Below are 15054 nucleotides of genomic sequence, written 5' to 3' on the forward strand. Positions count from 1 at the left end.
CCCGCAGGAAAGAGCACAACTTCTCTGAAAATACGTCGATTTGTCTCGACGGATACGCCTCGGAGCATTTGCTCGCAGAGGAAGAGACAGTAGTCCTGAATTTCGCTAAAAATCTTCCTTTTAAAAAATCAACATTAGCCTTTAACATAGCCATTTTTTAAGAAAAATCGGGAAGAACATTTGTGTCCATCCCGAATGTAAATGCCACTATTTTGTTTGTTATGTCTTTTATATGTCGTTAAGCATAAAAAAACCAATAGACAAGTCCAAAGATCATAAATACTCCACACAGAACCATTAAAACTTTTGACAATGTTTCCATCCCATATCACCTGCAAATAATTATTCCATTCTACTATCCTACCATTAATAAGTACTAAACGATGACACTATTTTTTTCCATATTAACGTTGTTAACCTATACTGGCTCCGATTATATAAGATAAGGAAACGGATAAAATGAATGACAATAATCCAACTGCACGATTATCTTTCCCCAACTCGTGGTCAACTTTAAATCCTGGTGTTAAAAATTCAAAAATAAAATACACAAACAGCAAGAGTACAAAACCATAACTTCCCCAACCTATCGCAGTGAGGACGGTATCATTATGCAACATGGAATGGCGAAAAACATTGGCCACACCAAATATTTTTCCCCCAGTTGCCAAAGCAACTGCAACATTCCCTCTTTTAATTTCACTCCAAGTACTATATTTAGTAACTAATTCAAAAATACTTAAATACACTATCATGGAAATAACAACGAGGCTGTACATTCCAGCAGTATAAACATAATCATGGGCAAAGAAATTTTCCATAATAAGTTTCTCCTCTCCGTTACTTCAAGGTAACAACTGTAACCCCAGTTCCCCCTTCCCCCATACTTCCCATTCGGGTACCTTTTACGTTTTGATGGGATTTCAACAATTCCTGAACTCCCTTTCGAAGAGCCCCTGTTCCTTTGCCATGAATGATGGATACTTGAGCATATCCGGCGAGAACCGCATCATCTAAATATTTTTCCACTTCCATCATTGCATCTTCATAACGTTCTCCCCGAAGGTCCAATTCTGTTTTCACGTGGGAGTCTTTCCCTCTGATTGTGGATAATGGATTTTTTTCAACTTGTTTTGGACGGTCAATATAAAGCAAATCATCGACCTTTACTTTCATTTTCATCATCCCAAGTTGAACAAAGTACTCTTTTTCATTTACTTTTTCAACAATATGGCCCTTTTGATCAAAGCTAATAACTTTTACTTCATCTCCAGGAATAAGCTTTTGTTTTTTAGCTATTTCTTTCTTTTTATTTCCGTTTGGTATACCTTTATCTACTAAATGGGGTTCCGCTTGTTCTAATCTTTTTTTGGCAGCAATTAATTCATGATCTTTAATTTGTGGATTATTTTTCTGAATTTCCCTTAATTCTGATATTATCGATTCCGCTTCTTGTTTTGCCTTTTTAACTGATTCTGCTGCTTTTTCTTCTGCTGCCCTTAATATTTTTTCTTTTTCCTGTTCTAGTCTAGCAAATTCCTGCTCTAATTCTTGGTGAAGACGCTCTGCTTCTCTGCTAAATTTTTCTGTCTCTTCCATTTCCCGTTCGGCCTGTTTACGACTATCTTCTAAAGAGGCAATCATATTTTCGATTTTATTTGTATCTGCTCCTATATGACTTTTCGCATCCTCAATTATCGCATCACTTAACCCTAACCTACGGCTGATAGCAAAGGCATTACTACGCCCGGGAACCCCTATTAACAAACGGTAAGTGGGTCTTAATGTTTCCACATCAAATTCCACACTGGCATTCATTACCCCTTTCCGATTATAGGCATAACCCTTTAATTCACTATAATGGGTTGTGGCAATAACTTTCGCACCTGCATCATAAACATAATCTAAAATAGCTATCGCAAGTGCTGCACCTTCTGTTGGGTCTGTACCAGCTCCTAACTCATCAAATAACACGAGAGAACAATGATCTACCCTCTCTAATATATCAACAATATTTGTCATGTGAGAAGAGAAAGTACTTAAGCTTTGTTCAATAGACTGTTCATCACCAATATCTGCAAAAATTTGGTTAAATATCGCTGCAGTTGATCCCTCTTCACACGGGATCTGCAAACCTGATTGAACCATTAACGTTAACAATCCAACTGTTTTTAATGTAACTGTTTTTCCTCCAGTGTTTGGACCTGTAATAACCAGGGAGGAATAATCTCTCCCGATTTCCACATCAATTGGTACAATTTCATCAGTAGGAATGAGCGGATGACGAGCTTTAACCATTTTAATATATCCAGAATTATTTAGTTTTGGTTCCGTTCCTTTTATCGCTTGACTATAAAGGGCTTTGGCAAAAATAAAATCTACTTCTGTCATAACTTCTACTATTACTAATAATTCCTCCGCCTCTACACTGACAGACGCAGTTAAAGCATGAAGAATTCTATCTATTTCCTGCTTCTCTTTCATTCTTGCTTCCCGCAGTTGGTTATTGATCTGAACGACAGAATTCGGTTCTATAAATAGTGTAGCACCTGAAGCAGACTGATCATGTACCATTCCTCCAAAATGACCACGGTACTCTTGTTTAACCGGTATAACGAAACGGTCATTTCGAATAGTAATGATAGCATCAGATAGCATTTTTCTCCCACTGGAAGATCGAGTAATACTTTCTAATTTGGATCGGACACTAGATTCATGTGACCTTATTTGCTGCCTGAGACTACGTAGAGTTGGACTTGCGGAATCTAGTACTTCTCCATTTTCATCAATGGCTTGCTTTATCTCCCTTTCCAAATCCGTTAATGCTACTATTCTGTTTACCAATTCTGGGAATATTGTCAATTCCACCTCATCCTCTAACATTCCTTGAATAAAGCTCTTAAATCTTCTGCTCCCATAGATGGTTGAGGCTATATCTAATAATTCCAGTTCATTTAAAGCACCACCGATTCTGGCCCGTTTCACAGAATTCCGAATATCCCGGATTCCTCCTAATGGTGCCTGCCCCTTTAGGCGAAGGACTTTTACCCCTTCATACGTACTAACTTGCTGGTGCTTTATCTCGTCTATATCAGTTAATGGAACTAATTGTTCCACACGTTGTTTACCAAGGGAACTGCTAGCATGCTGAATAAGCTGTTCCTTCATCTTGTTGTATTCTAATATGCGACAAACCCTTTCCCACACAAGGGTCACCTCCAAACATACATTATCTGTGTTTATTAATGAAACGGCGCAGTTCATCACTTGACCATGTATTTACAACCGTTTCTTTTTTTAACCAGCCTCTCCTTGCCGTTTTGACACCTACTTGCATGTGATTGAGCCATGCGACATGGTGAGCATCCGTATTAATAGCAATTTTTGCCCCAGCAGCCTGAGCTTTTTCTACCCACTCTGCTGATAAATCTAAGCGATTTGGATTAGCATTCAATTCCAAAATAGTATCTGTTTCCACTGCCATTTCAATTAATTGATCAAGGTCGACAGAGTAGCCATCCCTCCGTCCAATAACTCTCCCTGTTGGATGGGCTATCATGGCAACATGGGGATTTTCCATCGCCCGTTTAAACCGTTTCATGATCGTTTTTTCATCCTGATGAAAAGCGGAGTGAATGGAAGCTATAACAAAGTCAATATTTTTAAGAATCTCTTCTTCATAATCTAATGTACCGTCTGGAAGGATATCCATTTCTATACCAGTAAAAATGGTAAAGTCACTAAATTTTTCATTTTGTTTCCTTACTTCTTCATGCTGACGTAACAATTGGTCTATGGTCAGTCCGTTTGCTACTCTTAAAAATTTCGAGTGGTCTGTAATGGCCATATATTCATATCCACGTTCCCGACATGCTTCAATCATTTCTTCGATAGCATTACCGCCGTCACTCCAAGTAGTGTGCATATGAAGATCAGACCGAATATCTCCCAAATCTATCAATGGATGATTTTCAGTATATACTTCCAGTTCCCCTCGCCCTTCTCTTACTTCTGGGGGAATATACGTTAGTCCAAAATGCTTAAAGAATTCTTCTTCCGACTGAAAGGTTTTCACTTCACCTGTATCTTCTTGCACCACACCATATTCACTAATTTTTTCGCCTTTCTCTTTTGCCCTTTGGCGTAAAAGGACATTATGATCTTTTGAACCAGTAAAATGATGAAGTGTGGTGATAAACTCCTCGTCTGTTACCATACGGAAATCAACAGGGACAATGAGATCATCAAATTGAAGTTCGAGACTTATTTTCGTTTCTCCATGCCCGATCACTTCTTTAATATTTTTCATCGTGGCAATTTGCTCACCAACAATTTCCGGTTCTTTTGTGGACAAAATGAAGTCTAAGTCTTTTACTGTTTCGCGGCCACGGCGAAAACTTCCTGCCAATTGAAATCGGATTATTCCATCCATTTCATTTAAACGATCTTTAATTAGTTCTGCTACTGGAATCATTTGAGCAATTGTCAGACGTTCTGGTCTCTTTCCAAACTCTTCTAATGCAGCCAGGATTTTTTCTTCTGTCTTCTCCCCAAATCCAGGTAGTACTTGAACTTTTTTTTCTTCACAAGCTTTTCGTAATGTGGAAACATCCACAACTTCTAATTCTCGATAGAGTTTACCTATCTTCTTCCCCCCTAGTCCCGGTAATTTTAATAACGGGAGGAGCCCATCAGGAAGATCATTCTTAAGCTCCTTCAAAAGGCTGGATTCCCCTGTTTGAACAAGTTCATCTATAACCCCGGCAGTCCCTTTTCCAATCCCTTGGAGTGAAGCCGGGTCCTTAATATCATCGATAGTCCGTTCATCACGTTCTAAAGCATTGGCAGCTTTTCGATAAGCAGAAACTTTAAACGAATTTTCCCCTTTGATCTCAAGGTAGACTGCGATGCTCTCTAAGGCATTAATAATTTCTTTTTTATTTGCTTTTTTCATCTAACATTCACCTCAACAGTAAACAAACTCTCTTAGTTCTTGTCTCATCATATCCATAAACTAGACTTCTTCGCAACCGTTTTGGTTAAAGACGAAACAACTATGAGTACAGACTAAAGATAGCTTCCCGCCATATCCGGGAAGCTATCCTTTAATTTGTATCTAACCATAATTCTTTTATTCGGTCCGAAATAATAGGTGTATATTCGAAAATCATTGTTGCAAATGAAGAACTCTGAATTACTTCCTGTATAATAGATATCTGTATAAGTGCACCGAGGTGTAAAAGGATAACGGTAATTAATAGCATTTCAATAAATCCAAGAATTCCCCCAAGCCAACGGTTAATCAGATTAAAAAACGGCAAATGTGCAAGGAAATCAAATAACGAACCTACTACTTGCATAATAATTTTTGTTCCGAAAAAAAGTATCGCAAATGCAATCCCATTATAATATACTTTTTCAAATCCAAAAGCTTCCACCAATAATTCAATTCCTGAATCTGTTGAAAGCTGCGGAAAAGGTATCCATAGTCGTATGTAATGGGCAACTTCGTGATAATAAGTATACGCTACGTAGAACGCAGCAACAAATCCTGCTAAATGAATCAGCTGAAGAATAAGTCCCCGGCGGAACCCAACAAAAAAGCTGATTACAAGGGTAAAAAACAATAAAAAACTCAGCATCTTTATAAATCCTCATCTTTCTTTTCGTTTTCCAGTTTTTTCAACAGTGCTAAATAATCGTTTCCAATATTTACTGCTGTTAAAACTGCAATTTTATTCGTATCTAAGTATGGATTATTCCCTTTCACTTCACGCATTTTCTTATCTACAAACTTAGCAACCCTTTTAACATGTTCAGGGTTTTCAGTTCCAACAATGGTGTATTGTTGCCCGTAAATCGATACAACCGTTCGACTCTTTCCGCGTCCCTCTTCCACACATAGACCTCCATTCGTCATAGAAATCCTAATTTATATCATACCATGATGAAACGTGTATGAAAATATAAAGTATTGAATATTGCAAAAGGGATGACTGAAAAACAAAGGTTGTCTATACTAAGGTAGTATTCTTATAAGGGAGCCAAGCCCTTTTATAGATGGAAAGGTTGGTGCAACACATGAGCTATGAGGTACTTCAAGTGACAGAGAAGACGTTGGAAAATATGAAAAAAAAATATGAATTAAATCTAAAACTTCCCCCCCCACAGGGAGCGGTTTTTTCAGCTAAAACTAAGGGATGTACAATTACTGGATACAAATCAGGGAAGGTGTTATTTCAGGGGAAAGGGGCTTCTATTGAAGCGGGATATTGGACAGCTAAAGACACTGATTCCATAGGCTCAAAACAAAGTACATCCATGAGAGAGACGAAAAAAACATTAAAGAAATCGGTTGATGTCCATTCCTATCAACCTCCAATGGAGATTTCAGGGCTTGTAATAGTAGGAAGCGACGAAACAGGAACAGGTGACTATTTCGGACCTATGACAGTTGTTTGTGCTCATTTGACTAAAGAACAAATGAAGACGATTGAAGGATGGGGAATACGCGATTCTAAAACCATTAATGACAACACCATACAGGAACTCGCTCCTAAACTAGTAAAGGAATGTACATACAGCTTATTAGTCCTAAAAAATGATAAATACAACTCTCTACAGGAAAATGGGATGAATCAAGGACAAATGAAAGCGATTCTTCATCATCAAGCCATAACTAATGTCATGAAAAAATGTGATAAACAAGGGTTAGAATATGAAGGGGTTTTAGTTGATCAATTTGTCCAACCGGAACGATATTTTGAGTATATTAAGACTAAAGGGTACAAATGGGGATCCAGAACTCCTTTATACTTTGCTACAAAGGCTGAAAACCTCCATCCTGCAGTAGCCGCTGCCTCCGTCCTTGCCCGCTACTCTTTCTTAAAGGAGATGGACAAGTTAGAATCAGAAATTGGCCTCCCGTTACCAAAAGGGGCAGGCTCAAAAGTGGATCAAGCTGCAAAGCTTATCTTAGAACATAAAGGAAAAGATGTTTTATATAGTTGCACAAAGTGGCACTTTGCAAATACAAAAAAAGTTATGGGAAGAAATCTGTAAGTTTTCTCTACACAAAATTGTACGGGACCAGGTCCCGTACAATTTTGTGAACAATCTTATTAAGAACGTAATGTTGCGCCTAGTTTTTCTTCTAAACCTACTAGTACTTTACCATGTACTTTGGATACTTCTTCTTCTGTTAACGTCTTCTCCGTATCTAAATAACGGAGTGAGAAGGCTAGTGATTTTTTCCCTTCGTTCAAGTGCTCCCCTTGATATAAATCAAACAGGGCAACATGCTTTAATAAGTCTCCGCCAAATTCAACGATAACTTGTTTTACATCTTCAGCTTGAACACCTTCATCAACTACAAGGGCAATATCCCGGTCCATCGCAGGATAACGTGGAATTGGATCATACCGAACATCTCGGGATTCCCGCGCAAAAATTTTATGCAAGTTCAATTCAAAAACAAACGTTTCCGGTAGTGACAACACTTTTGCAACTGCTGGATGAAGTTGGCCAACTACACCTACCTCAACTCCTTCCACCGTTACCATTGCTGCACGTCCAGGGTGGAGCCCCTTTGGTTCCCCTTGAACGAACTTAACTTCTCCCTTAACATTTAATTCCTCAAATATACCTTCCACGATTCCCTTAACCACAAAGAAATCAACTGCCTTTTTCTCCCCTTGCCAGCTATGCTCATGCCATAATCCCATAAATGCTCCAGAGACCAGCGTCTTTTCATCAGGCTGCTTAGTCACAGTTTCCTCTTCCGTATAAAAAGCAGTACCAATTTCATAAAGGTGTACATCATTTATGTTACGGTTTTTATTGTGGCTTAACGCTTCAAGGAGATGTGGTAGTAACGTTGTACGAAGTGTACTACGCTCTTCACTCATCGGTTGTGCTACCTTGACACGGTGCCGCTCCTCAGCAAAATGAACTTCCTTTTCCACTGTCGTTAAGGAATAGGTGATCGCTTCATGCAGTCCAGCATTTTCAAGAAATCTTCTCAACTTCCTCTTTTTCCATTGAACTTCTGTAAGCCCGCCAGGTGTGTTAGGTGTATTAGGTAATGTTGTTGGAATATTATCATAACCATAAAGTCTCGCCACTTCCTCAATGATGTCCACTTCTATTTTCAAATCCTGTCGGCGAGTTGGAGCATGAACTGTAAATTCCCCTTCCTCACTTTCTTCAAAAACAAATTTAAGTTTATTAAAAACTTCACGGACATCTTTCGAAGTAATCGTCGTCCCAAGAAGATTGTTTATTTTTTCCAATGTAATCGTAACTACTTTCTGTTGACGATCCAGACTGTCATATTCCACAATGCCTGATAGGACAGTTCCCCCAGCTAAGTCAGCTATTAAAGCAGCAGCCCTTTCACCAGCTTCTTTCACCCGGTTAGGGTCTACCCCCTTTTCAAAACGAGCACTTGCGTCACTTCGTAATCCAAGCTCTCGGGATGCTTTCCTCACAGTTGATCCGTTAAAATAAGCAGCTTCTAATAAAATGTTCTTTGTATCTCCTTGAACTTCTGAGTCTGCCCCTCCCATAACACCTGCTAAAGCAACTGGATCTCGACCATTGGTTATCAGGAGATAATCAGTGCTTAATGTACGCTCCGTATCATCCAGTGTCACTATTTTCTCGCCTTCAGTAGCACGGCGGACAAGAATTTCCTTAGATCCAAACCGGTCATAATCAAACGCATGGAGCGGTTGACCGTACTCCAATAACACATAATTCGTAACATCCACGACATTATTAATCGGTCGAATTCCAGCTGCCATCAGTTTTGTTTGCAGCCACATTGGTGACGGAGCTATGGTTACATCCCTTATCATGAATGCACCATAATATGGGTTATCTCCTGTTGCATCCACATTAACGCTCACGTAGTCCGACGCTCTCTCTTCCCCTTCCGTCCACTCAGGATCAGGAAGTTTTACCTCTCGCCCAAGGATAGCCCCCACTTCATAGGCAACCCCTATCATACTTAGGCAATCAGCCCGATTTGCAGTTAAGTCAAGCTCCAGTACATAATCATTCAGATTAAGGTGTGGAATTGCATCTTCCCCTGGAGTCATGTCGGTTGGAAAAACAAAGATACCTTCTGCTAATTCCTTAGCAACCAACTTTCCTTCATATCCTAGTTCCTGCATGGAACAAATCATCCCTTCAGAAACTTGTCCCCGAAGTTTAGCTCGTTTAATCTTCATTCCACCTGGTAACCTAGCCCCAACCTTGGCAACAACTACGAATTGATCCTTCGCCACATTTGCTGCTCCACATACAATTTGTACCTCTTCTTCCCCCACATCCACCTGACAGACATTTAATTTATCTGCTTCCGGATGTTTTTCACAAGCAACTACTTTCCCCACTACTATTTTGGAAACACCTTTATTTAAAGGTTCTACAATATCTACCTCAACACCACTTCTAGTTAACTTTTCAGCCACTTCTTCCGCTGTTAAATCATCTATTTTCACGTATTCCTTTAACCATTCATATGAAACAAGCATCTCTTTTTTCCTCCTTCACCTTCATTAATTAGCTATATCGTTACACTCGTTTAAATTGAGATAAGAACCGTGTGTCGTTTGTATAAAAATGGCGTATATCATCAATGCCATATTTCAGCATAGCGAACCGTTCTACCCCCATTCCAAACGCAAAGCCTGTGTATTTCTCCGGATCGAATCCACCCATACGTAATACATTTGGATGAACCATTCCTGATCCTAAGACTTCAATCCACCCAGTTTGTTTACATGTACGACAACCCTTTCCTTGACACATAGCACAGGAAATATCTAATTCTGCTGATGGTTCCGTGAATGGGAAAAAGCTTGGGCGAAGTCGAATTTCCCTGCCTATACCGAAGTACCGCTCCACAAACGTCGCAAAAATCCCTTTCAAGTCACTCAAACGAATCCCTTCACCAACAACCAATCCTTCGATTTGCATAAATTGGTGAGAATGGGTGGCATCATCTTCATCTCTACGATAAACCTTTCCAGGGCAAATAATTTTAACTGGACCTTTCCCCTCGTGCTTTTCCATTGTTCGTGTCTGAACAGGGGAGGTTTGCGTACGCAATAGCAAGTCTGATGTAATAAAGAACGTGTCCTGCATATCTCTAGCTGGATGATCCTTCGGTAAATTCAAAGACTCAAAGTTATAATAATCTGTCTCCACCTCAGGGCCCTCTGCTACCGTAAAACCCATTCCAATGAAAACATCTTCAATCGTTTCAATGACAGATGTTAACGGATGGCGGCTTCCTTTACTCAGTGGTCTCCCTGGTAATGTGACGTCAATGCTTTCTTCTTTCAATTTTGCCGAGAGTGCCTCTTCCTCCAGCTTTTGCTCTTTTTCTTCAATGAGAGAAGTGACTGCTTGCCGCACCTCATTTGCCATTTGTCCAACTTTTGGACGTTCCTCTTGGGATAGCTTTCCCATGCCCTTCAGAACTTCTGTAATTGGCCCCTTTTTACCTAAATAAGCAATACGGAGTTCTTTCAATTCCTTTAAAGAGCCTGCTTCCTTCACTTTGTTAAGAGCTTCGTCTTTTAATTCCTGCAGACGATCTAACATACTAACTTCCTCCTTTATATTTCGTGAACTTTTTGGTTTAGAAAACATTTAGCTCCCTCACTTTCAAAAGAGAGACTTTATTTTTCTATGTATTATAAAAAGCGTCTAAACTTCAATTTGAAAAGGACGCATTTTTAAAAGAAATAAAAAAAACCCCCGTTCCCAAAAGGGACGAAAGCTCGCGGTACCACCCTTGTTAATAGGGGTCTTCTAAATACAGACTACTCCTATTCACTCCAATAAGATAACGGTTAATCCGGAACACCTTCACAAACTTCAACGCTTGTGATCCAGTGCCGACTCCAGAGTGAATTCCACTGTGTTCCACATAGAAATGTTTTCAGTCTAAGACATTTCTTCCCTGAAAGGGAACTTTTCAGTGTACTACTCTCCTTCACTGTCTTTCACGTGAAATCTTAAATTATCCTAATTATTATATAAGGTTTTTTCCATTAAAGCAAATGAATTATTGTCTTTCGATAGTTTTATTAACTGCGCAGATGATACAGTAAAATCCCAGTGGCAATGCTGACATTTAACGATTCTGCTTGGCCATAAATTGGGATATATAAGTTTTGGTCACAATCTTCTAGTAGTTCCTTTTGCACACCGCTTCCTTCATTACCCATAATAAGCGCAAAATTTTCTTGTGGTTCTATGGCATTATACGTACTCCCTGTTAACGACGTTCCAAACACAGGAATTCTACTTTCTTTACATAGTTGAACAGCCTCTTCAAGGTTCATTTTTTGGACGGGAAGATGAAATAAAGACCCTTGTGTAGATCTCATAACTTTCCCATTAAAGAGGTCCACTGTCCCATCTCCTAGAATGACACCAGAAATGCCTGCTGCATCTGCAGTCCGGATCATAGCTCCAAGGTTCCCAGGGTCTTGCACCCCATCTATAAATAAAAATTTTCCTTGTTCTAAGGGTATGTTTTTATTTTCAGGTAGTTCACAAACTGCTGCAAAACCTTGAGGAGTTTCTGTTTCACATATATCTCGCAACACTTTTTCAGCAACGTAAACATGTGGAAGATTCGATACTTGCCACTCATGAGGTATTTCTTTATCTACTTCAATAATTAGTTCCTTTATTGGCATTTGTGCCTTCAGCGCTTCTTCAATAAGATGGACCCCTTCAATTAAAAATAAACCTAATTTCTCCCTATTTTTTTTTGTATGTAATTTTTTCCACGTTTTAACCTTTTGGTTTTGTAATGATTCAATGACTTCCATTTTTAGCACTCCCCTCCACCTAAATATATCATTAAATCAATAGTATTAGATGAATTTTCCTTTATATCACATAATCATACCCTATATCACTCATACTATAACAGATTAAAAGTAACAAAATACAAAGGTTACTCGAATTAGATTCTATTCCATGAAAGGAAGATTTCCATGAGTTTTAATTTACGTGCTGCGATCCTTCAAAATGTCTCTGGAAACACAGTAGATGAAGTGGAGGCCACAATTGTGGATGCTGTTCAGAGTGGCGAAGAGAAAATGCTACCAGGATTAGGTGTTTTGTTTGAAGTATACTGGAATCAGGCTAGTGAAGAAGATAAACAGCAAGTTATTAATCAAATTTCAAAAGGGTTACAATAGGATTTCCCTACCGTTTTTTAATGTAACGGTAACCAGAAGACTGCTTTTGAAAATAAGCAGTCTTTTTCTTATTGTATTGAGAGTTCGTCCATCGGGCAAAACGCCACGTCCTGTGGCATGCCCGATATTAGGACGTCCTGTCCGTCCATCGAGGCGGCAAAACGCCACGTCCTGTGGCATGCCCGATATTAGGACGTCCTGTCCGTCCATCGAGGCGGCAAAACGCCACGTCCTGTGGCATGCCCGATATTAGGACGTCCTGTCCGTCCATCGGCCATTAACTTGTAAAGAAAAGCCCCATGAATAACATTCATGGGACGCTGTTACATAAAGTTATCTGAAAGTTATTTCCTCCACTGTTTTTCGATCCAACTTTTTAATGACTTCCACAATTAATTTCACAGCATTTTCGAAATCATCTCGGTGGAGAATGGCAGCATGTGTATGAATGTAACGCGTTGCAATGGTAATGGAAAGAGCCGGTACACCATTTGCTGTCAGATGAATGGCACCGGAATCTGTACCACCGGCAGCAACAGAATCAAACTGATATGGGATCCCTTTTTCATCCGCAGTATCGGTAACAAAATCACGGAGACCTTTATGAGAAATCATCGATGCGTCATAAACTAAAATTTGAGGGCCGTCACCCATTTTTGCTAATGCATCTTTTGCAGTAACACCCGGAGTATCCCCTGCGATTCCCACGTCTACCCCAAAACCAATATCAGGCTGTATTTGATGGGCAGATGTTCTTGCTCCACGAAGACCCACTTCCTCTTGAACTGTACCAACACCATATACAACATTCGGATGTTTTTCATCCTGTAATCGTCGAAGCACTTCAATGGCAATCGCACATCCGATACGATTATCCCAAGCTTTTGCCATAAGCATTTTTTCATTTTTCATTACTGTAAATTCACAGACAGGCACGATGGAATCTCCTGGACGTACTCCAAACTCTTTTGCTTCTTCACGGCTCGAGGCTCCAATATCTATGAACATATCCTTCTTATCAACTGGCTTCTTTCTTGCCTCAGGTGGTAAGATGTGTGGTGGTTTCGAACCAATAACGCCTGGTACATTACCATGACTCGTCATGATTGTAACTCGTTGAGCGAGCATCACTTGCTCCCACCAACCCCCTACCGGTTGAAACTTCACGAATCCCTTTTCATCAATATGAGTAACCATGAATCCAATTTCATCTAGATGGCCTGCAACCATAATTTTAGGACCGGCTGCATCTCCAATTTTTTTTGCAATTAAACTCCCGAGATTATCGGTCTCCATTTCATCTGCGAAGGGAGCTATATATTTCTTCATCACTTCTCTTGCTTCCCTTTCATTTCCAGGAATACCGTTTGCATCTGTGAGATCTTTCAACATGTTTAACACTTCATCCATGAATTATGTACCTCCTCTGTTTAATAAAACAACTCCTATGTTCCTTTATAGTATAACGACTATAATCTTGATTCTCAATTTTTTCGTCTCTCGAAGCAGTTTTACTATAAAATTTGAAATAGTAATTTCGTTACCTAGTTATTATGAAACCAACTCTTATAAAATATTAGTACCCGTCGTTTTGTCGATCATAATTCACACTATTTTTTTTCATATACGCTTCCATAATCTGTTCACTTGAAAATCCAAGGGCACACCCTAAATTTAAATAAGCAAGACATAGATTCAAATACTCCATCCGTCCTCCATCATATTGGAGACGAGTGACTGCATTCATGACTTCCTCAAAAAATGGGACTAGGTTTTTACCAAATTGTTTTTCTCCACGAGGGTAGTTCATAATTTCATTATCTAAATTCAATTCCAAGCCAATGGATAACATAAAATGAATCCCGTCAACATATTCCTCCAGGATAACTTTATCTTCAGATGGTTCCTTTTCACTCCAAAATTTAAAACATCTTGTTTCGTTTGCAAGTTCTGCCAATTCCACATGGAAAGCCAGCAGTTTTCGTCTTAATAAATTCTCCCCTTCAAGCCCATGTCTAGATTCAATGTAGGCATCCAGTTCTCTCTGCATATTAAAAAGTAATGAAAAATCCAAATAAAACACCTTCTTCTTGATCATAATTGTAATCTTCATTATTATAACAAAAGAAACCATTTTTTTTTGAAACCTTTACTATATGTATTACGTAATAAATAGCAAATAGTCTTTTGATGGACTGTATAATTATATAAACATCTTCATCATCTGATTTGAATCGTTATTTTGGGGAATAGGATAGGAATACATTATTATAAAAATCAAGTTCACCGAAAAAAGTATGCTCTTGAAGGAGAGAGGCTTATGACAGTAATCGTCTTTAGATTATTCCTTTTGATTGCTGTAGGAATTATCATCTATAGTGTTGTTAAATACTTATTAGATCCGCGCAGAAAATTAGAATCGGCCCATAATCAAGGTGGTTTTTACCTACTCGACGACTCTAATAACGTCCGTAAAAATTTAATATTCACCTACCGTAATGCTATGTTTGAGGGGGAAAAATTTCTTGGACCTACTGACGAGTCTTTTGAAGTCACCTCTATCAGTATTTGGACAGAGGACAATGATAGATTACAGGGATTGAGCATTAAGGATTTTCATTTTATTGAAAAGGAAATTTTAATTCACTATCCAAAGGCGGATATTGAATGGAAAAGTCCTGTAAAAGAACTGATCAAAAAACAAAAAAAACAAACCTAGTGTGTGTAATAAGAAAAGCGCAAGCGCCTATGGTCACGAGTGTAGGGCAGTGGAGGAATGACAACCTGAAGTCCGCTCTTTGACTTCAGTTGTCACTTCCGAAGT

15 protein-coding genes and 1 other annotated feature are annotated in these 15054 nt (G+C 39.0%); of the genes, 3 read left to right on the forward strand and 12 right to left on the reverse strand.

The genetic code is table 11. The features are described from left to right. Nucleotides 1-413: 413 nt before the first annotated feature. The 5 genes from KS419_RS21380 to zapA form a co-directional block, all read right to left on the reverse strand. Entirely contained in the window at nt 414-821 is a 408-nt protein-coding gene (locus KS419_RS21380) for a DUF350 domain-containing protein (RefSeq protein WP_217068751.1), read from the reverse strand. Nucleotides 822-840: 19 nt separating this feature from the next. Continuing rightward, nucleotides 841-3207: an endonuclease MutS2 gene (locus KS419_RS21385; RefSeq protein ID WP_217068753.1), complete on the reverse strand. Its 2367-nt coding sequence runs from the start codon at nt 3205-3207 to the stop codon at nt 841-843. A gap of 22 nt (nt 3208-3229) precedes the next feature. Further along, nucleotides 3230-4954: a DNA polymerase/3'-5' exonuclease PolX gene (polX, locus tag KS419_RS21390; protein WP_217068755.1), complete on the reverse strand. Its 1725-nt coding sequence runs from the start codon at nt 4952-4954 to the stop codon at nt 3230-3232. A gap of 151 nt (nt 4955-5105) precedes the next feature. Continuing rightward, nucleotides 5106-5642 carry a CvpA family protein gene (locus tag KS419_RS21395; RefSeq protein WP_217068757.1) on the reverse strand — a complete coding sequence of 179 codons (537 nt, stop codon included), beginning with the start codon at nt 5640-5642 and terminating at the stop codon, nt 5106-5108. Nucleotides 5643-5644: 2 nt separating this feature from the next. Further along, nucleotides 5645-5920, reverse strand: coding sequence for a cell division protein ZapA (gene zapA, locus KS419_RS21400; RefSeq protein ID WP_246594381.1), 276 nt, complete (start codon nt 5918-5920; stop codon nt 5645-5647). A gap of 161 nt (nt 5921-6081) precedes the next feature. Between zapA and rnhC the strand changes: the two genes are divergently transcribed. After that, nucleotides 6082-7062 (forward strand): ribonuclease HIII, encoded by a 981-nt coding sequence (rnhC, locus tag KS419_RS21405; RefSeq protein WP_217068761.1) that lies wholly within the window; start codon nt 6082-6084, stop codon nt 7060-7062. Between the two features lie 59 nt (nt 7063-7121). On the opposite strand, the gene pheT is transcribed toward rnhC, so the two are convergent. The 3 genes from pheT to KS419_RS21420 all read right to left on the reverse strand — a co-directional run bounded on the left by pheT (nt 7122) and on the right by KS419_RS21420 (nt 11855). Beyond that, the gene (pheT, locus tag KS419_RS21410) at nt 7122-9539 is read right to left on the reverse strand and encodes a phenylalanine--tRNA ligase subunit beta (protein WP_217068763.1); all 2418 of its coding nucleotides are present in this window, start codon (nt 9537-9539) and stop codon (nt 7122-7124) included. 40 nt (nt 9540-9579) lie between these two features. Then, nucleotides 9580-10614: a phenylalanine--tRNA ligase subunit alpha gene (pheS, locus tag KS419_RS21415; RefSeq protein WP_217068764.1), complete on the reverse strand. Its 1035-nt coding sequence runs from the start codon at nt 10612-10614 to the stop codon at nt 9580-9582. Between the two features lie 164 nt (nt 10615-10778). After that, nucleotides 10779-11021 (reverse strand) — a binding site (T-box leader). A gap of 81 nt (nt 11022-11102) precedes the next feature. Then, nucleotides 11103-11855 (reverse strand): TrmH family RNA methyltransferase, encoded by a 753-nt coding sequence (locus KS419_RS21420; protein ID WP_217068771.1) that lies wholly within the window; start codon nt 11853-11855, stop codon nt 11103-11105. Nucleotides 11856-12023: 168 nt separating this feature from the next. On the opposite strand from KS419_RS21420, the gene sspI reads away from it, so the two are divergent. Further along, entirely contained in the window at nt 12024-12230 is a 207-nt protein-coding gene (gene sspI, locus KS419_RS21425; RefSeq protein WP_217068765.1) for a small acid-soluble spore protein SspI, read from the forward strand. Here sspI and KS419_RS21430 read toward each other — a convergent pair. The 4 genes from KS419_RS21430 to KS419_RS21440 form a co-directional block, all read right to left on the reverse strand. Then, the gene (locus KS419_RS21430) at nt 12222-12410 is read right to left on the reverse strand and encodes a hypothetical protein (protein ID WP_217068766.1); all 189 of its coding nucleotides are present in this window, start codon (nt 12408-12410) and stop codon (nt 12222-12224) included. The genes sspI and KS419_RS21430 overlap by 9 nt on opposite strands. Nucleotides 12411-12418: 8 nt before the next feature. Beyond that, nucleotides 12419-12544 (reverse strand): hypothetical protein, encoded by a 126-nt coding sequence (locus tag KS419_RS25375; protein WP_281419868.1) that lies wholly within the window; start codon nt 12542-12544, stop codon nt 12419-12421. Between the two features lie 19 nt (nt 12545-12563). Further along, a complete protein-coding gene (locus KS419_RS21435) occupies nt 12564-13640 on the reverse strand; it encodes a M42 family metallopeptidase (protein WP_217068767.1) in 1077 nt (358 codons plus the stop codon). A gap of 166 nt (nt 13641-13806) precedes the next feature. After that, nucleotides 13807-14328, reverse strand: coding sequence for a dUTP diphosphatase (locus KS419_RS21440; RefSeq protein WP_246594391.1), 522 nt, complete (start codon nt 14326-14328; stop codon nt 13807-13809). A gap of 222 nt (nt 14329-14550) precedes the next feature. Here KS419_RS21440 and KS419_RS21445 point away from each other — a divergent pair, with 222 nt between their 5' ends. Next, a complete protein-coding gene (locus KS419_RS21445; protein ID WP_217068769.1) occupies nt 14551-14949 on the forward strand; it encodes a sigma-w pathway protein ysdB in 399 nt (132 codons plus the stop codon). The last annotated feature ends 105 nt before the right edge of the window (nt 14950-15054 follow it).

It is taken from the genome of Evansella tamaricis, assembly GCF_019042215.1.
GTDB lineage: Bacteria > Bacillota > Bacilli > Bacillales > Salisediminibacteriaceae > Evansella > Evansella tamaricis.

Coding starts and splice junctions, on each gene's coding strand:
- KS419_RS21380 (WP_217068751.1), bottom strand. CDS start 821: ATGGAAAATTTCTTTGCCCATGATTATGTTTATACTGCTGGAATGTAC.
- polX (WP_217068755.1), bottom strand. CDS start 4,954: ATGAAAAAAGCAAATAAAAAAGAAATTATTAATGCCTTAGAGAGCATC.
- KS419_RS21395 (WP_217068757.1), bottom strand. CDS start 5,642: ATGCTGAGTTTTTTATTGTTTTTTACCCTTGTAATCAGCTTTTTTGTT.
- zapA (WP_246594381.1), bottom strand. CDS start 5,920: ATGACGAATGGAGGTCTATGTGTGGAAGAGGGACGCGGAAAGAGTCGA.
- rnhC (WP_217068761.1), top strand. CDS start 6,082: ATGAGCTATGAGGTACTTCAAGTGACAGAGAAGACGTTGGAAAATATG.
- pheT (WP_217068763.1), bottom strand. CDS start 9,539: ATGCTTGTTTCATATGAATGGTTAAAGGAATACGTGAAAATAGATGAT.
- pheS (WP_217068764.1), bottom strand. CDS start 10,614: ATGTTAGATCGTCTGCAGGAATTAAAAGACGAAGCTCTTAACAAAGTG.
- KS419_RS21420 (WP_217068771.1), bottom strand. CDS start 11,855: ATGGAAGTCATTGAATCATTACAAAACCAAAAGGTTAAAACGTGGAAA.
- sspI (WP_217068765.1), top strand. CDS start 12,024: ATGAGTTTTAATTTACGTGCTGCGATCCTTCAAAATGTCTCTGGAAAC.
- KS419_RS21430 (WP_217068766.1), bottom strand. CDS start 12,410: ATGCCACAGGACGTGGCGTTTTGCCGCCTCGATGGACGGACAGGACGT.
- KS419_RS25375 (WP_281419868.1), bottom strand. CDS start 12,544: ATGAATGTTATTCATGGGGCTTTTCTTTACAAGTTAATGGCCGATGGA.
- KS419_RS21435 (WP_217068767.1), bottom strand. CDS start 13,640: ATGGATGAAGTGTTAAACATGTTGAAAGATCTCACAGATGCAAACGGT.
- KS419_RS21440 (WP_246594391.1), bottom strand. CDS start 14,328: ATGATCAAGAAGAAGGTGTTTTATTTGGATTTTTCATTACTTTTTAAT.
- KS419_RS21445 (WP_217068769.1), top strand. CDS start 14,551: ATGACAGTAATCGTCTTTAGATTATTCCTTTTGATTGCTGTAGGAATT.